Source organism: Pseudomonas sp. MDT1-17, from assembly GCF_054898105.1.
Genome location: NZ_JBUBVM010000001.1, coordinates 2707327 through 2725327 on the forward strand (window position 1 = coordinate 2707327; position 18001 = coordinate 2725327).

Annotated in this window: 16 protein-coding genes; 11 read left to right on the top strand and 5 right to left on the bottom strand. The window is 55.2% G+C overall.

All coding sequences use genetic code 11. From position 1 onward, the window contains the following. Positions 1-27: 27 nt before the first annotated feature. Positions 28-192, bottom strand: a complete 165-nt coding sequence (locus ACYZTX_RS12580; protein ID WP_019692636.1) for a hypothetical protein — start codon at positions 190-192, stop codon at positions 28-30. Positions 193-342: 150 nt separating this feature from the next. Between ACYZTX_RS12580 and ACYZTX_RS12585 the strand changes: the two genes are divergently transcribed. Continuing rightward, positions 343-900: a hypothetical protein gene (locus ACYZTX_RS12585; protein WP_462034293.1), complete on the top strand. Its 558-nt coding sequence runs from the start codon at positions 343-345 to the stop codon at positions 898-900. Between the two features lie 184 nt (positions 901-1084). Here ACYZTX_RS12585 and tnpC read toward each other — a convergent pair whose 3' ends face one another. From tnpC to tnpA, 3 genes are all read right to left on the bottom strand, one after another. After that, positions 1085-2611, bottom strand: a complete 1527-nt coding sequence (gene tnpC / locus ACYZTX_RS12590) for an IS66 family transposase (RefSeq protein WP_462034294.1) — start codon at positions 2609-2611, stop codon at positions 1085-1087. A gap of 61 nt (positions 2612-2672) precedes the next feature. Next, entirely contained in the window at positions 2673-3008 is a 336-nt protein-coding gene (gene tnpB / locus ACYZTX_RS12595; protein WP_462034295.1) for an IS66 family insertion sequence element accessory protein TnpB, read from the bottom strand. Next, positions 3005-3328: an IS66-like element accessory protein TnpA gene (gene tnpA, locus ACYZTX_RS12600; RefSeq protein ID WP_462034296.1), complete on the bottom strand. Its 324-nt coding sequence runs from the start codon at positions 3326-3328 to the stop codon at positions 3005-3007. Before tnpA ends, tnpB begins: the two co-directional genes overlap by 4 nt. 185 nt (positions 3329-3513) lie before the next feature. On the opposite strand from tnpA, the gene ltrA reads away from it, so the two are divergent. The 7 genes from ltrA (at position 3514) to ACYZTX_RS12635 (ending at position 14280) form a co-directional block, all read left to right on the top strand. Next, positions 3514-5280: a group II intron reverse transcriptase/maturase gene (ltrA, locus tag ACYZTX_RS12605; protein WP_462032462.1), complete on the top strand. Its 1767-nt coding sequence runs from the start codon at positions 3514-3516 to the stop codon at positions 5278-5280. A gap of 80 nt (positions 5281-5360) precedes the next feature. Then, a complete protein-coding gene (locus ACYZTX_RS12610; RefSeq protein WP_462034297.1) occupies positions 5361-5654 on the top strand; it encodes a hypothetical protein in 294 nt (97 codons plus the stop codon). Between the two features lie 400 nt (positions 5655-6054). Further along, entirely contained in the window at positions 6055-6225 is a 171-nt protein-coding gene (locus ACYZTX_RS12615) for a hypothetical protein (protein ID WP_462037133.1), read from the top strand. A 674-nt stretch (positions 6226-6899) separates the two neighbouring features. Next, a complete protein-coding gene (gene hsdR, locus ACYZTX_RS12620) occupies positions 6900-9257 on the top strand; it encodes an EcoAI/FtnUII family type I restriction enzme subunit R (RefSeq protein WP_462034298.1) in 2358 nt (785 codons plus the stop codon). Between the two features lie 40 nt (positions 9258-9297). Continuing rightward, the gene (locus ACYZTX_RS12625; protein WP_462034299.1) at positions 9298-10767 is read left to right on the top strand and encodes a type I restriction-modification system subunit M; all 1470 of its coding nucleotides are present in this window, start codon (positions 9298-9300) and stop codon (positions 10765-10767) included. Then, the gene (locus tag ACYZTX_RS12630) at positions 10764-12383 is read left to right on the top strand and encodes a restriction endonuclease subunit S (protein ID WP_462034300.1); all 1620 of its coding nucleotides are present in this window, start codon (positions 10764-10766) and stop codon (positions 12381-12383) included. The genes ACYZTX_RS12625 and ACYZTX_RS12630 overlap by 4 nt, the downstream gene beginning before the upstream one ends. 10 nt (positions 12384-12393) lie before the next feature. Then, a complete protein-coding gene (locus tag ACYZTX_RS12635) occupies positions 12394-14280 on the top strand; it encodes an AAA family ATPase (protein WP_462034301.1) in 1887 nt (628 codons plus the stop codon). Between the two features lie 744 nt (positions 14281-15024). Here the strand turns inward: ACYZTX_RS12635 and ACYZTX_RS12640 are convergent. Continuing rightward, on the bottom strand, positions 15025-16182 hold the full coding sequence (locus ACYZTX_RS12640) for a hypothetical protein (RefSeq protein WP_462034302.1): 1158 nt from the start codon (positions 16180-16182) through the stop codon (positions 15025-15027). A 237-nt stretch (positions 16183-16419) separates the two neighbouring features. Here ACYZTX_RS12640 and ACYZTX_RS12645 point away from each other — a divergent pair, with 237 nt between their 5' ends. From ACYZTX_RS12645 to ACYZTX_RS12655, 3 genes are all read left to right on the top strand, one after another. Further along, positions 16420-16845: a hypothetical protein gene (locus ACYZTX_RS12645; protein WP_462034303.1), complete on the top strand. Its 426-nt coding sequence runs from the start codon at positions 16420-16422 to the stop codon at positions 16843-16845. An 87-nt stretch (positions 16846-16932) separates the two neighbouring features. Continuing rightward, positions 16933-17502, top strand: a complete 570-nt coding sequence (locus tag ACYZTX_RS12650; RefSeq protein WP_462034304.1) for a hypothetical protein — start codon at positions 16933-16935, stop codon at positions 17500-17502. Between the two features lie 68 nt (positions 17503-17570). Then, the gene (locus ACYZTX_RS12655) at positions 17571-17792 is read left to right on the top strand and encodes a hypothetical protein (protein WP_462034305.1); all 222 of its coding nucleotides are present in this window, start codon (positions 17571-17573) and stop codon (positions 17790-17792) included. Positions 17793-18001: the final 209 nt, after the last annotated feature.

The window sequence follows — 18001 nt, forward strand, 5'->3', positions numbered from 1 at the left end:
GGCGCAGTTTTGCATCGAGTAGTACTCTCAGCGAACTTGCGTCGGTGCGTTGATGCATTTGTAGCCAGGGTACTGGGCTTCGGCGGTGATCTTGGCCATGTTTGAAGTCACGGCTTGCACCGTGATGCTGAAGTTGGCCTGGGGGCCTGCGGTGGCGACCACGCGCTGCATAAAAGCTGAATAAATTTTCATCAGGTGAGGCTCCTTGTTTGTTGATCTCCTAGCCTAAGCCGTTTGACGACAACTTGTGTCGCGGTTGATTTTTTTGCGACTCGCCGTTGATTTACCTTTCGAAGCCCGCTTTATCTAAACACGACTCACGTTAATCAGGAGCCCAAACCAATGCAGGACATATTTCTGTTGGAGCCTCAAACGAAGGTAGACCGTAAGAAGTCCTACATTCGATCTTACCCGCATATTCTCGCGCAATTGCAGACAGAGTCGGCCTTAACCGAGCGGGATTTTGTCTGCGGAGCGCACATCGTGTACGGCTGGATGCCGACCATCTTGGATCTGTACCCAACGGCTGAACGGACATTGCAGCAAGGAGCCAACTTACTCAACAAAGCGCGTGTCAATGGCGTTTTGAATCAATGCGAATTGTCCGAGCTGGCGGCGCTAGTCAACAATTCGGTGGTAGGGGCATCCAAGCTGCTGCACTTTGTTAATCCCGATGCTTTCGCTATTTGGGATTCGAAAATCTATCGCTTTATTCATGGTCATGCGGCTCATCAGTACAGAGTGAACAATACGGGGGCTTATTTGAAGTATCTGGGCCAGTTGAGTGAGCTTCGAAAGGACGAACGGTTTCCGGGCCTTCACTCTTCGATCAACGAAAAAATGGGTTACCCAGTGTCACCGCTACGAGCTATCGAAGTGGTGATGTTTCTAAATGCTTGAGTGATGTGAGTGGACGTGAAATTGACCGAGAGGTAGGCATTCCGACCTCTCGTGGTGCGTTGCTCGCAGTGGAACAGGTTGGAGCGCGGTCTCGTAAAATGGCATTTATGGACGCGAATCGTTACGCCGCTTTCGCTCAGCCCTGGACTGATCGTAAGCGTCCGCCGAAGTCACCTTGCATGACTCAGGCAGATACCCACTGATGCGGCAGCAGTTGGTCGATCTCACTCGCTCGCTGCATCGGCAACCGCGTCAGCACATCTTTGAGATAGGCATACGGATCATGCCCATTCATACGCGCTGACTGGATCAAGCTCATGATCGCCGCCGCTCGTTTGCCGCTGCGAAGCGACCCGGCAAACAACCAGTTTGAACGCCCGAGCGCCCACGGCCGGATCTGATTCTCGACTGGGTTGTTGTCGATGGGCACGGCCCCATCTTCCAGGTAGCGCGTCAGCGCGACCCAGCGTTTAAGGCTGTAATCCAAGGCTTTGGCCGTCGCTGATCCGTTGGGTACAAGATCGCGCTGGGCCAACATCCAGTCGTGCAGCGCTTTCGCTAACGGCGCAGCTTTTTCTTGCCGTATCCGCCAGCGATCCTCATCACTCATCTCGCACGTTTGGCGTTCAACTTCGTACAAGCCGCCAATCGAGTGCAGTGCCTGTGCTGCCAACTGACTTTTATTCGCCACGTGCAGATCGAAAAACTTGCGGCGTGCGTGGGCCATGCAACCAATTTCGGTCATGCCCTTCTCGAAACCGGCTTTGTAGCCAGCAAAATCGTCGCACACCAGCTTGCCGTTCCACGAGCCGAGGAAGTTACGTGCATGCTCACCGGCGCGGCTCGGGCTGAAGTCATAAACCACTGCCTTAAGCGCCGAGAACGGCGTGGTGCAGTAAGCCCAGACATAAGCGCGGTGAGTTTTCTTCTCCCCGGGCGCAAGCATCTGCACCGGAGTTTCGTCAGCATGGACAACTCGTTGGGCCAGAACAGCTTCTCGCAAGGCATCAACCAATGGCTGAAGCTGTACACCGGTCTGCCCAACCCATTGCGCGAGAGTTGAACGCGCGATGGCTAAGCCGGCGCGGCCAAAGATTTTCTCCTGCCGGTACAGCGGCAAGTGGTCGGCGAATTTCGCCACCATTACGTGAGCGAGCAGACCTGCTGTAGGTATTCCCTTGTCGATTACCTGGGCCGGCACCGGTGCCTGGATCAGTGTTTCGCACTGACGGCAGGCCCATTTTCCACGCACATGCTGTTCGACGGTGAACACGCCCGGCGTGTAATCCAGCTTCTCGCTGACGTCCTCGCCGATGCGCTGAAGTTGGCAGCCGCAGGCGCACTGGGTGTTTTCCGGTTCGTGATGAATTACGGTGCGTGGAAACTGCGGTGGCAGCGGCGCACGCTTGGGTTGCTGGCGCTTCTCTTCTGGAGCGGGAGCTGGTCGGAGGGCCTTCAACTCGGCGTCGATAGCCTCAAGATCAGTGTTGAGCAGATCGTCGAGCAAGTTGCCTTGCTCAGGGCTGATCTGCTCGCTGCGCTTGGCAAACCTGTGCCGCTTGAGGATGGCGATCTCGTGGGTCAGTTGTTCGATGATGGTTTGATCGCGGTGGATCTTTCTGCCCATGGTGTCGACCTTCGACATCAACTGCGCAGCGAATGCACGCAGTTGGTCGGGGGTCATCTGATCGATATTGGGCGAAGAAGTCATGCCTTGGATTTTACCAAAGCAGATCGCTTGCGGCAGTAGGCCAAGAAGCTAATTACAGTTTTTACAGCAGTGTGATTGTGCCGCCAGCGCCAACACGTTGCCAAGGCAGACCTAATACCAAGGCCTGAAGTTGCTCGGTATCCAGTTCCATCTCGCAACCTTGCCGAATGCCTGGCCATTGGAATTTGCCTTGGTTCAACCGCCGTGCAGCCAGCCAAACACCAATCCCGTCATGAACCAGGACTTTCATTCGGTTAGCACGTCGATTGGCAAAGAGATAAGCACAGTGCGGCTTCGCCGCACCGAATACTGCAATTACTCTGGCCAACGCGGTCTCGGTACCGGCACGCATATCCATGGGCTCGGTGGCGAGCCAGATGGCATCGATGCGGATCACTTGGCAAGCTCTCGGACAAAACGAGCACACCCGCCAGGATCTGAGGATGGCCACTTCACAGTGAGTTTTTGCGGCCCGAAAGGAACCTCGATGTTGACCGACATCTGCTGATCGGGCTGGGTTGCGGGCGCAAGCTTCATCGGAACAAAAGCAGGCAAAGCCGGCGCCTGATGATCACGATAAGCAGGTATCCACTTTCGAACCAGGTTGGCGTTAATGCCGTGACGCAGGGCCACGCTGGCCATCGACACGCCAGGTTGCAGGCATTCTTGGACGATCTGGGCTTTAAAGGGTTTGGGATAAGAGGTTCTTTGGCGCATGGCAATCCTGATGATAGGGGCGATAGTGTCCACGTATTTTTAAGTGGACAACATCGCCCTTATCGCTGGGATCGGGTAGGTGACTTCGCCGGACGCTTAGTGCGCCAGTTAAAGCTGGCGGAGGATAGTCGATGAAAGTTCGATACTGGTAAGAAATGGCGAATCAACCAGACCCCGAGTCATGCATGTTGCACCGTGAGGTGCAGGGTGAAGCGTTGACAGGGGAAACCGATGGGCCAGCCATTGAGCCGCGTAATCAGGAATCCGGGATGCCGATGCTGTTATGCGAAGCAGAAGGCAATATGGAGCATGGCGTTATACGCCAGTCATGCTCTGATCCCGCGCGGTCGGAGACCCTGTGCACGTCGGGAAGTCCTTCGCACAGAAACTGGGAGATCTCAGCGATGCCCGGTGCGCAAGCACCGGGCGGAGTAGGAAAGGCCAAAAGCCGTAACCCTGCTGTCTACGTCGCTGAGAAGTCGGATACGTCCGTAGTACCTGAGAAGCCATCGAACAAGGGGCTTAGCCCTGCGGAGATGGTGGAGGAAAGGGACGTAGCCAAGGGAAACACCGACACGTCCCCCGCGCCCCGGACACAGAGCCAGATCAGTTGCGCGTCGATGGGACTTGAAGGTGTACGTGAAGCAGCCCGAAGGGATAAGGGCATGCAGTTCACGGCATTGCTGCACCACATCACACCGCAATTATTGGCGCAGAGCTTTTATGCGCTTCGCCGCGATGCGGCGGTGGGCGTGGACGGCATGTCGTGGCGAGAATATGAGGAAGGTCTTCTCCAGCGGGTAACCGATCTGCACGCAAGGCTCCACAGTGGAGCCTATCGAGCAACGCCGTCGCGGCGGGTCTACATTCCCAAAGCCGACGGCAGGCAGCGTCCGCTGGGCATTGCCTCTCTGGAGGACAAGATCGTACAGCAGGCAGTTGTCACTGTTCTGAATGCGATCTACGAAGAAGACTTTCTAGGTTTCTCGTATGGGTTTCGGCCGGGACGTAGTCAGCACGATGCGCTGGATGCGTTGACGGTCGCGCTGAAGGGCCAGAAGGTGAACTGGATATTGGATGCGGATATCACGTCGTTCTTTGATGAGATCGACCATGAATGGATGCTGATGTTTCTAGGACACCGGATTGCAGACCGGCGCCTGCTCGGACTGATCTGCAAATGGCTTCAAGCGGGTGTTATGGAGGATGGCCGTAGGGTGGCTGCGACCAAGGGGACTCCCCAAGGCGCAGTGATATCGCCGTTACTGGCGAATATCTATCTTCACTACGTGCTGGATCTATGGGCAAGGCAGTGGCGCCAGCGCCACGCCCGTGGCGATGTGATTGTCGTGCGTTACGCGGACGACAGTGTGGTGGGTTTCAGGACGCAATGGCAGGCTCAGCAGTTCTTGGAGCAATTGCGGGAACGGCTGGCCAGGTTCGGTTTATCGCTCAACGCTTCGAAGACACGGCTGATTGAGTTTGGTCGTTTTGCTGCAAGAAATCGTAGAAAGCGAGGTTTAGGTAAACCGGAGACATTTGACTTCCTGGGCTTCACGCACTGTTGTAGTACCAACAGAAGCGGTGGGTTTCAAATACTGCGACTGACGGTCAAGAAGCGAATGCGTGCAACGCTACTGGCTATCCGGGATGAGCTGAAACGCCGACGTCATGAGCCTGTTCGGGTCGTGGGTCAGTGGCTTAACCGGGTTGTCAGTGGGTACTTCAATTACCACGCAGTGCCGGGAAACCTGATACGTCTTGGCGGTTTTCGGTTGGCGGTATGCCGTCTATGGCGGCAAGCCCTCAAACGTCGCAGCCAGCGTCATCGGCTTCAATGGTCACGCTACGGACGCCTTGCCGACCTCTATATACCAAGACCCAGAAATGCACATCCTTATCCTGAGGATCGCTTTGCGTCACGTACCCAAGGCAGGAGCCGTATGCGGTAGTTCCGCACGTACGGATCTGTGCGGGGGGCGGCAGGTAACTGCCGTCCCTACCGCGACCGACTGATCACCTGGAGAAATCGTTGAATTTTCAACAAGCTTATGCCGCCCTAGAAAGCCTGATTCATAGCCTCCCTAGCCTCTTTTTCGATGTCACGGTCAATTTCGCGTTTGGCGAAAATAGACCGGCCATAGGGAACTGGTTCGATCCACTACACTTAGGCCTCCTCGCGACCGGTGATGGCGTTGGTTCCAAGAGCGGGGTGTACTTTTTTGGCTCGCCGGAGGGCGAGATTATCTATATCGGCAAGGCGACCAAAAACAAATCTGCATCACCGAGTATGGGACCATGTGAAAACCCCGCAGGTCGAGCTTGATGGCAGACGAACTTTTCCAAAGCATGGGTTCAGTGAGCGAGCTTATCCACCTGAGCAAACGGCTTGTATCCTCGGAGGTGATGCCTTTCTGGGGGTGGTGACCGTGTCTGATCCCGAGCTGGTATCAATGGTGGAGGTGTACCTACATACCGTGCATGTCAAAACACATGGCTGCCTTCCCTGCCTCAATAAACAGATTGGATAGGCGCCGAATGAGTTCACTTGAGGCGGCCCCCCAGCAGTGCAAGCGGCTGCGCGTAGTTGGACGTTACGTCAAATCAGCCCCACAGTCGGGGCGGCGCTGGTGACATGCCGAGTGGATGCTGAGCACCAGAGCGGCATGCTGCGCACTACCAGTACCCTGGGCTATGGTTAAACCGTCGCGCTGGAGGGGCACGACATGAAGAAAGCCATCGCGCAGGAGACCCTGGCGCCTGGAACTGCGCCTTGGCGCCAAATGGCTGCCGATCTGCTCACGGAGCCGATTAGGTATTGGCGCTCGCTGACGGCGGTGGGGCGGTTCTGTGCAGCGGTGGTGATCAAGGTGCTGACAGTGGAGCTTAGCCTGTAGGAATGGCGGAACGCTGCACTCACGCGCCTAACAGCTAGGTAATTGAGCGGTGTTGCGCACACCCATGCCCGGATGCCACCCTCCACGGCTAATCTGGCCTTGGACCCTCTGTAAGCTGTAGGTTCTGGCGCGAACTTGCGCTTATACCGTCGCTGGTTGCTGGTCCAACAAGCCGCAACGATATCGCCGACCCCGTCTTTGTCACCATCCTGGCGCACCACCAGATGCTCGGCTGTGCATTGAAACTGGCGTGCCTGGCCAGGGGTGAGGCTGTGAAGGCGGGCAAAAGGTTCGAGAGCGCCGCGCCACATCGGATAGTCGCAATAAAAGCAGCGACCGTCTTGGCGTTCAAAGGCCGTGGATCGGGATTTGAAGAGGTTTTTTGACTGAGTGACCACGGCGGTCTCCTAATAATTTAAGGAAGTCCGCTGTGTTCTCAGGGCAACACACGGTGCCAGTCGACTCAAGCGCACTGGCCCAATATCGACCCTAATGGGATCACGACGACTGAAACTTACCTCGCAATACGGCTATCCAGCAAGCCCTTGAGTGATAAGCAGCAAAAGTTGCCTTTGGTCAGTCTGTACTAACGCCTAACAAGGTATATTTGAACCCATCAAACATCAGTGTTGCCCGCTTGGTGACCCGTGCAGGCATGAAAGGGATTTGGGGTAATGAACAAGAAGTCGCTCACCGAACGAGACATCTGCACTAAGTTCATCGCCCCGGCCATTGCCCTGGCCGGCTGGGACATTCAGAAGCAAGTTCGCGAGGAAGTCAGCTTTACCAAAGGCCGCATCATCGTGCGCGGCAAGTTGCACATCCGTGGCGAGTCTCGGCGCGCCGACTTCATTCTGTATCACCAAGCCAACCTGCCCATCGCCGTGATTGAGGCCAAGGACAACAACCACTCACTCGGCCACGGAATGCAGCAAGCGCTGGGTTATGCCGAGGCGCTCGACATCCCGTTTGTGTTCTCCAGTAATGGCGACGGCTTTCTGTTCCATGACCGTAGTGGCACCGGCACCCTGGTGGAAACCGAGCTAACCCTCGATCAGTTCCCCAGCCCAACCGAGCTTTGGCAGCGCTACTGCCAATGGAAGGGCCTCGATGGCCCGGCCCAGCAAAGGATCGAAGCCCCTTATTACGACGATGGCTCCGGGCGCATGCCGCGCTATTACCAAACCAACGCCATCAACCGCACCGTTGAGGCCATGGCCCAAGGCCAGCAACGCATTCTGCTGGTGATGGCCACCGGCACGGGAAAAACCTACACCGCCTTCCAGATCATCTGGCGGCTGTGGAAGTCCAAGCAGAAGAAACGCATCCTGTTTCTTGCCGACCGCAACATCCTGGTTGATCAAACTAAGAATAACGACTTCAAGCCGTTCGGCCAGGCGATGACCAAAATCAGCAACCGGAACATTGACACCTCCTACGAGATTTACCTGTCGCTGTATCAGGCCGTCACCGGCAGCGAAGAAGAGCGCAACGTCTACAAACAGTTCAGCCCCGACTTCTTCGACCTAATCGTTATCGACGAATGCCACCGTGGCAGCGCCGCCGAAGACTCCGCCTGGCGTGAGATTCTAGAATACTTCGGCAACGCCACCCACGTCGGCCTCACCGCCACGCCCAAAGAGACCAAAGAAGTTTCCAGCAGCCTGTATTTCGGCGATCCGGTGTACAGCTACTCACTTAAGCAAGGTATTGAAGACGGCTTTCTCGCGCCCTATAAAGTAGTACGCATCGACTTCGACAAAGACCTGCAAGGCTGGCGGCCGCCCAAGGGCATGCTCGATAAAAATGGCGAGCTGATCGAGGACCGCATCTACAACCTTAAAGACATGGATCGCACCCTGGTTATCGAGGCGCGCACCCGCATGGTGGCGCAGAAGGTCACAGATTTTCTCAAGGCCACTGACCCATTCCAAAAGACCATTATCTTCTGCGACGACATAAACCATGCCGAGCGCATGCGCCAAGCGCTGGTCAACCTCAACCCTGAGCGCATCCAAGAAAACCGAAAATACGTCATGCGGATTACCGGCGATGAGCCAGAGGGCAAGGCCGAGCTGGATAACTTCATCAACCCCGAAGAGCGTTATCCGGTTATCGCCACCACCAGCAAGCTGATGACAACCGGCGTCGATGCCCAGACCTGCAAGCTGATCGTGCTCGACCAGCACATCAAGTCCATGACCGAGTTCAAGCAGATCATCGGTCGCGGTACACGCATCAACGAGGACTACAACAAGTTCTGGTTCACCATCATGGACTTCAAAAAAGCCACCGAGCTATTTGCCGATCCAGCCTTCGATGGCGAGCCGGTGGTGATTTACGCCCCCGAAGGCGATGCATCCCCCGTGCCGCCAGACGAAGTGCCGGCAGGTGATGAAATCAGTGCAGGTGAAGGCCAGGAGGTCGATCCCTTTGGCGAAGATGAAAAGGGCGGCAAAAAACGCCTCAAGTACGTGATCGATAATATTCCGATTTCGGTGATTGCGGAGCGCGTGCAGTACTACGGCCCTGACGGTAAGCTGATCACCGAGTCGCTGCGCGACTACACCCGCGCCTGCGTGAAAAAACACTTCGCCTCACTCGACGACTTCCTGCGGCGCTGGAGCGACAGCGAGCAGAAGAGGGCCATCATCGAGGAACTCGCAGTCCAAGGCGTGTTTTGGGAGGCGCTGGCCGAAGAGGTGCAAGCCAAACACGGCCAGCCCCTCGATCCATTCGACCTGATCTGCCACGTTGCCTTCGACCAGCCAGCCCTGTCGCGCCAAGAGCGTGCCGCGCAGGTTAAAAAATGTAACTACTTCGGCAAATACTCCGGGGCCGCTCGCCAAGTGCTTGAAGCGCTGCTGGATAAATACGCCGACACCGGCATCGAGCATATCGAAGACATTAAAATCCTTCAGCTCGCCCCCTTCAGCCATATCGGCGCGCCGATTGAGCTGGTCAAAGCCTTTGGCGGCAGGGCCGGTTACAACAAAGCCCTGCACGAACTCGAACAAACTCTCTACGCCTGAGCCCCCCAAGGCTCAGGCTTGCCCGTTTTAAGGAAGACGCATGTCCATCAGCAGCACGATCAAATCCATTCAAGACATCATGCGTAAAGACGTCGGTGTCGACGGTGATGCCCAGCGTATCGGCCAACTGGTGTGGATGCTTTTTCTGAAGATTTATGACGACCGTGAGCTGGAGTGGGAGCTGCTTAGCGACGACTACCGCTCACCAATCCCCGAGAGCGTCCGCTGGCGCAACTGGGCCGCCGACCCGGAGGGCATGACCGGCGATGAGCTAAAAGAATTTATCGACACCCAGCTGTTCCCGACCCTGCAAAACGTCCACGACTATAACGCTACCCCGGCCGCCTATGTGGTGCGCGGCGTGTTTGAAGATGCTTACAACTACATGAAGTCCGGCCAGCTGATCCGCCAGGTGATCAACAAGATCCAGGACGGCGTCGACTTCAATAAATCCCAAGAGCGCCACGAGTTCGGCAACCTCTACGAGCAACTGCTGCGTGACCTGCAAAGCGCCGGTAATGCTGGCGAGTTCTACACTCCACGACCCGTCACAGAATTTATGGTCAGCATGGTTGACCCAAAAATCGACGAAAAAGTTATGGACCCGGCTTGCGGCACAGGTGGTTTCCTCACTTGCACCATCGAGTACAAGCGCAAACATTATGTGCACACCGCCGATGACGAACGTACCTTGCAAGCCAGCATCTTCGGCGTCGAGAAAAAGCCGCTGCCGCACTTGCTGGCCACCACCAACATGATCTTGCACGGCATCGAAGTGCCTAGCCAGATCCGCCACGACAACACCCTGGCCCGCCCGCTGATCAGCTGGGGCCCCAAGGAGCGGGTCGACTGCATCGTCGCCAACCCGCCGTTCGGTGGCATGGAGGAAGACGGTATCGAGAGCAACTTCCCGGCCAGCTTCCGCACTCGTGAAACCGCCGATTTGTTCCTGGTGCTGATCATGCACCTGCTTAAAGACGGTGGCCGCGCCGCCGTGGTCTTGCCTGACGGCTTTCTGTTTGGTGAAGGTATCAAGAGCCGCATCAAGGAAAAGTTGCTCAACGAGTGCAACCTGCACACCATCGTTCGCTTACCCAACGGCGTGTTCAACCCCTATACCGGCATCAAGACCAACCTGCTGTTTTTCAGCAAAGGCAGCCCGACCCGCGAGACCTGGTTCTACGAGCACCAGTACCCAGCCGGCGTAAAGAACTACAGCAAAACCCGACCCATGCGCTTCGAAGAGTTCATGGTCGAGCAAGCCTGGTGGGGAAACGCGGAAGACGGTTTTGCCGCCCGCGTCGAAGGCCCGTTCGCCTGGAAGGTTAGTGCCGACGACCTCAAAGCCCGCAACTACAACCTCGACTGCAAAAATCCGCATATCGGCGAGCAAGTCAGCCACGATCCGGATGAACTGCTGGGCGACTACAACCGGATGCAGGCCGAAATCACCCAGCTTCGCGATCAGCTCAAGGCCGTTCTGGCTGAAGCCCTGGAGCGCCAGGCATGACCGCGCTGCTCACCGATAACCTGCCTCTGCTGGCCGGTGCGCCCAATGGCATCAAGAAGTTGCGCGAGCTGATTCTGGAATTGGCCGTGCGCGGTAAACTGGTGGAGCAGGACGCCTGCGATGAGCCCGCCAGTGACTTGCTTAAGCGCATTGCCAACGAAAAGACGCGGTTAGTAGCAGAGGATGGCTTGCGCACCACCGCAAGAGACGATGTGCCGGAAGATGAGCACTACCTTAAACTGAACAGCGGTTGGGTATATTCCCGCCTTGGAAATCTTGCCCGTTTTATTGATTACCGAGGGAGAACACCTACAAAAACAACAACCGGTATCCCACTTATCACGGCAAAGAATGTACGGGTAGGCTTCATCAGTCGTGACCCGCAGGAGTTCATCGCAGAAGAAGATTATATGTCATGGATGACAAGAGGCCTCCCTCGGCTGGGAGACATGCTTTTTACAACCGAAGCCCCAATGGGCAACATTGCGCTCATTGATATTTCAGAGAAATTTGCACTAGCCCAGCGGGTAATCTGCTTTCAGCTTCACGAGCTACAAATTGGTCCGTTTTTGAAACTAGCAATCATGTCCACTGCTTTTCAGATGCGACTCCTCAACGCTGCAACAGGAATGACAGCAACGGGGATAAAATCATCTCGGCTCAAAGAGATTCCTGTTGCGTTGCCTCCACTCGCCGAACAATACCGTATCGTAGCCAAAGTCGATGAGCTGATGGCTCTGTGCGACCGCCTGGAAACCCAGCAAGCCCACGCCGTCAGCGCCCACGCCCAACTGGTGCAAGCCCTTCTCGGCAGCCTGACCCAAGCTAACGATGCCACCGACTTTGCCGCCAACTGGCAACGGCTCACCGAACACTTCCACACCCTGTTCAGCACCGAACCCAGCATCGACGCCCTCAAACAAACCCTTCTGGAACTGGCCGTCAAGGGCAAACTCGTTCCCCAAGACCCCAGCGACGAATCCGCCAGCGAACTGCTCAAACGCGAAGGTATAAATGCAGAACCCTCCGCGCTGGCAGGATGGGTCAATGTTCCACTCGGCAAGCTAGGGCCCGTGCTTGGCGGAGCTACCCCAAGCAAGGCTAAACCGGAATATTGGGTGGGCGATATCCCATGGGTTTCCCCAAAAGATATGAAGCGCGCATTGATAGGTGATGCCGCAGACCATGTAAGCGCTAAAGCAGTTCAAGAAACAGCGCTGAAACTTGTACCGACAGGCAGCTTACTGATGGTGGTCAGAGGAATGATTCTGATCCATTCGTTTCCTGTCGCGTTGACCACCAGCGATGTGACGATCAATCAAGACATGAAAGCGCTCGTTGTCCCGTCGGAAATTAAAAATTACATGCTGTTCTATTTGCAGGCTATGAAGGGCATGGCTGTTGAACTTGTTGATCGCTCCAGTCATGGCACTTGTAAGCTCATTTCAGAAAAGCTCTGGTCGATAAACGTTTGTTTGCCGCCCCTTGCCGAGCAACACCGCATCGTCGCCAAAGTCGACCAGCTAATGGCGCTGTGCGATACGTTGAAGCAGCAGATCAACGCGGCGACCGAGAAGCAGTCTGCATTGTTGAATGCCATGATGGCGCAGGCATGAGGGGCGTGCTATGCGTTTGAAATCTGTGTTTATCAGTCAGTACAAGAATTTGTGTGACTTCAAGCTGCGCTTTGACGGCGACAGCTTCATTGACGTGTTCGTTGGCAAGAACGGCAGTGGAAAATCCAATCTGTTTGAAGCTCTGATCGAAATTTTTCGCCATCTGACCGAATTCGGCAGGCCCGATAACAGCATTATTTTTGACTACGTAGTGTCCTACGAGATCGATGGGCAGGACATTTGCATCGAATGGGGAGATGGCAAACTCAAGATCAATGAAGATGCAGATCGCAAGACACTCGGCAAAACCCCTTTGCCTGACAATGTTTTGATTTATTACTCCGGTCACAACATTGCAGTATCTGGTTTGGTGGCACGCTATGAAATCTCGTTCCGTAAACGCATTCAGGGCGCAAGTCTTGACGACAGTCGACGCTTTATAGGCATCGGCCCCGAGTACAAGTCTCTGTTGCTAGCGGTACTTTTAGCGCAGCCAAAAGGTAACAAAGCCAGCGATTTCACTCGTCAGAAGCTGGGCATAGAATCGATAGGAACAGAGATTCTAGTAGAACTCAGTCGCCCGGAATTCGCAACTAACAGTTTGAAAGCCTTGAAAGTGGAGGGTATTGAGGACTTTGATCCGCGCACCCACTACTGGGGCGCGAAAGGCATTACCAGTGAGTTTGTTAACCAATTGGCAAGCTGCATCAAGGGCGAGTTCAGGCACGCTGACTTATATGACGCTGCCTCCGATTGTTATCGACTCAGTATTAATCTGGAATTGTTCCAGCAATGCTTTGCGGGTATTGGGGCGGCCGATATTTTTCGCCAATTCGACAACCTCAAAACGCTGGATATGTTGGCCGACATATCCATACCGCTACGATTGACCAGCGGAGTCGATGCAACGGTCTCTCATTTCAGCGATGGCCAGTTTCAGTCAGTGTACATCTACGCCATCGTCGAACTTTTCAAAGACCGTAATTGCTTGACCCTGCTTGATGAACCCGATGCTTTCATGCACCCCGAATGGCAGTTCGACTTCCTTAAGCAGGTTTTCGACATTACTGACATTGTAGCAAAGAACAATCACGTGCTGATGAGCAGTCACAGTGCGGTTACGCTGATTTCACACGACAAAAAGAAAATTAAGTTCTTCGATATCAAGGATAACCAGGTCAGTTGCTACGATCTGCCAAAAAACATTGCCATCAAGAAGCTCAGTTCGGACTTGATCAAGTACTCCGAACAGGAGCAATTACTTAGCATAATCAATGCTGTGCAGATCGAAAGTAAGCCGGTGCTATTCACCGAAGGTAGTACCGATCCCATTATCCTCAAGGCTGCTTGGTACAAGCTGTATGAGAGGGAGATGCCTTTTATCCCCTTTTATGCATTTAGTTGTACCTATATCAATCAGTTGTTAACGGACAACCGTATACATACCGAGATGGGTGGCTTGCCAATTTTTGCTCTGTTTGATTTTGATAAGGCTTTCAATCAATGGAATGGGCTAAACGGTGATGTCATTGCGGCTGACCCTTTGTTGGGCATGATTAAGAAATGGGCTGGCGGAGAGTCTTTTGCCATCATGCTGCCGGTGCCCTTACATCCTAAAATTCAGAGGCAAGTAATTAGCCCGGCCGCACCAACCGGCACTTTTGGCGGCGATTCGTGTTGTGAGATAGAGCATCTTTTTTACGGGAAAAAAGGAACGGAGGATTATTACGAAGAGGAGCCTTGTGTTGGCGGTAGCAAAATAGTTTTCAAGTCGGATGGAGACAAAACATACTTTTCAAAAAATGTGGTGCATACACTGGATTCGGAGTGCTTTGAGGTTTTCCGTCCAATTTTTGAGTTTATCCAGTCGAAGTGTGATCTTCAGGTTGATCCTTAGGAGCGTGATTGGCCGTACCTTGCGGGAATCCGCTCGCGCACTGGCGATGACGCCGATGGTTGATTTCTATCGCAATGAGATTAGCTTCAAATTTATGAAGACCCGAAATCAAAGCATTGAGAGCCCATCAACCAAACGTGAAAGTACTCGTGGTCAATATCATTGGGAAGTTCGATCTGTATGATCTGATACCGATTGAATCGCCCAAGCGTTAACGACGTGGGTCTTTGAGCTGCCGATCAGCGGGACAAAATAAAAGCCCTTTCGTTTGGGGTTTCATTTTTGCATTGTTTTGGTGCGATCGTTCGCCGGGAATAAACACGTTTCACGGTTTGATTTTTTTGAGCGTGAAGGCTCACTATTCCGCAGAAGAAAAAACAAAAAAGGGTTGCCAGTTGGCAACTCTTTTCGCAGAAACCGTTTCATTTTTTGATGAGACGGGTTCAGGTTTTAATGCGACGCCATGGCGATCCGAAGTATTTACTAATAAGCATACTACCAGCCTGGTATTCAGAAACCCGACTCTCAAAGAGGTTTTTTCGGGGCATCCGATTGAGCGAACAGGTACGGTTTGTGAGTGAGGATTCCGCTGCATTTAACGTCGTAGATAACCATGCGTCATCGTTTCTTCTCCGCTGAATTCAAACGCGCGGTCTTGGTCTCGTGCTCGACCAAGGCTAAAGCCGCATTGATCGGAGGGGGTGGCGAGCAGCGTGTAATCAGCCGTTTGCCCTATCTCAATATTTACTTGCGAAGCACTTCATACTGAAAGCGTGCTTCCAGAGACGGAATCTTTTCGTTCAGAACGTCCACCACCCCAAGCGTGAGTGGATCGAGCCAGTCCGCTTTTGCACGGCCCCAGCGGAGCAGTTCTAGTTGCTCCGCAGAAAGCTCGTGGCGTTCGACTGTCTGCTCCAATGCGTTGAGATACTCACGGATGGCTTGAGCACGCCGCCAGTTCTGCGCATCAATTTCAAGCTTCGCCAGCCGCTGCTTTTCTGCGTCTTGCAGGCGCTTTCGCTCCAGTGCAATGTCGCGGGCTCGCTGGCGCTCGGCGTCTTCAATTGCCTGGCGTTCATTGCGGGCCAGAAACTCGACGGCCCTTGTGGCCATCAGCCCAATCAGTTTATTGAGCTGTAACTCAACGGAGTGACGTTCCGAATCCGTGACTTTGCCCCCATAGCCGTCATCGGCCAGCACCTGGAGTCGCCCGGACGGGGTGAATTGCCATTTCGGCCAATAGCTCCAACCGCCCTTGGTTTTTTCGGTGACCTCGGCGGCCGTTGGAACGTACTCTGAGCGCAAAGACGGTTCATAAAGACGCAAACGCAGCGTTTGGTCGAGCATCACAATCTCGACCTGACGCTCGCCCTGCGTGACGGCATAGCCGCGCGCTTCGAGCGCCTTGAGCAGGGTGTCCGCCACTCTCAAGGCGCGAGGTTGCAGGCGTTCAGAGACCGAAATATTCAGCACGTTGCCTCGGGTTTGCGGCAGTCCCCGCGTGTCGATAACCGGTTTCTTCAGCGACTCCCGTGCGGCCAGCACCATGGGATGCCAACGCGTGACGCGCTCCGGCACCGTGATGTGATGTTCAGGCTGCCGTTCAAACGCCAGCACGGCTTCAAGCCTGTCGTCCAAAGCGGCTTTGGGCGGATGGGGCGGCGGCACCCTGCGGTACAAGTGGAGGGCAGGTCCTTTATATTCGCGTAGCTTGGGGCGAGGGGGCACCCGTTTACCGGCCTTGAGCTTGGCCCAATAACCGCGTGGCGGGGTGGCGATTTGTAAGCGAGCACAGAGCTTTTTCAGGCCGACGTCGGACAGCCCGTAACGTGGCGCCACCGCCTGCACCGGCTCGGACCAGACCTCGTCCAGCAGCTGTGCCCGGTCATAGATTTCTACCATTTAACCGATCCTCGATTACACGCAACGCGGTTCGAATCCGCCGGCCCCGCCCAGAAGCGCACCGAGACAGCGGTCGAGCCCTCGGATCACACGCTAGGGCCCAAGCCTACCTAGCCCGTTACAGGGTAAACACCGCACAGCTGTAAACCAAAGTGTTGATAAGCAGACGTTGACAGTCTTAATTAGCTCAAGTACCGTGCAGACCATATCAACCGTTTACCCAACAGGACATTCCCCATGGTCGACACCATCCAAGCCGCTTTAAACCAACTCACTACCGAGGGTGACCTGATCCATGGCACCGCCGCCTTGGTCGAGAGCATCAAAGCCCACACCCACCTCTCCTACAAAAAGATCGGCGACGCCGCCGGCGTGACGGAACAAGGCGTGCGCCGCTGGCGTGAAAACAACTCGGGCCAAGCCTCACGCGTTCAAGCCTTGGTGAACTTTGCCCAGACCCTCATCACTGCACCGGCGGGGACTGCCGTACGGCCCGCTGCTGGCAACGCCGCCGATGCCCTGCGCGCCGTGACCCCATTGGCGGTCCAAACCTGCATTAAAGAGGGGCTGGAGACGCTGCTGGGCATCGGCCTCAGCGCGTGCACTATCGTAAAGCTTGAAACCTCCAATGGTAAAGTCACAATCGAACTGGCCCTGGAATAAGCCCCGTTGCTTTCAGCCAGGTGACCCGCCCACGCTAAAGCACGGACGAACCGTGCGTCCCCCTCATAAACCTCAATGGAATGCGCCATGGCCCGCACCTTGCTGGATGTCCAACTCGCCCGTCTGCTGTATCCGCTGCTCATTGAGCTGGCCACCGCTCGGCAGATCCTGACGTATGGCCAACTGATCGAACGCGCCCAGGCCCGTTACCCAGATGATCAACGGGTGGCCAACCTGATTCCGGTGCGCATGGGGCGCATTCTCTGGGTGATCTACGATTTTGTGGCAGAGCGCGACCTGCCGCGTTTGACCCTGATCATCGTCAGCGCCGGGGATCAGTACCCCGGCAGCGCCATGTGGCAGCACGATTGCCTCGGCGAACAACAACGCTGTTTTGCCTTTGACTGGTCCACGGCCGATCAGGCCTTTGACCGGTACGGCCAGCACAGTGAAAAAGCGGTCACGCCCCTTCGGCGTGTACCGCGTGAGCAAGCGAAACAGCTGATGGCCGCCCACTACCACGACCCGCTGAATGTTTACCCGAGCGGCATTCGCGCTCTGCGCGAAGCCATTATCGAAAACATCATGAACGGCCTGTCGGTGGAGGAGGCGTTTCAAATCGAAGCGCAGCTACTGACACCGTCGACGCAGGCTTGAGGCCACGCGTCTTCGGCTTTTGAATCCGCTCTCCAAACCTGTTTACCCCCCTCAAGAGGAACTCCACGATGAACACGCTCCAATGGGATGTCGACACCCTCACTTCGCTCGGTCGTATTTTTTTGCGCAAGGTGATGAAAAACCTACGATCCGTTGAAGGCGCGACCGTGCAGTCCGGTGAAATGGGGCAGGGGATCCAGCCCAACTACCAGGTGTGTTTCCCCAATGGCAACGTGAATCCCTATCGCGGCGCCAATCACAAACCCTTCATGCCCCGAGGCACCTTTTAATCGGGAACACATCTCCGATCCTTTTTCGTCAGCGGACCTTCAGCGTGCATTCGACGCCGCGGTTGCCGCGCGATAGAGGCTGGGCAGGCGTCAAACCGTCGCGTAACGGAGGCACCAGGACAATCGACCCTGTGTGGGGTTGAGCTTGAGGCGCGCCGCAGATGTGCCGCCAGGGCAGTGGCACTGCTTGCGTATTAAAGAGCAGCGTA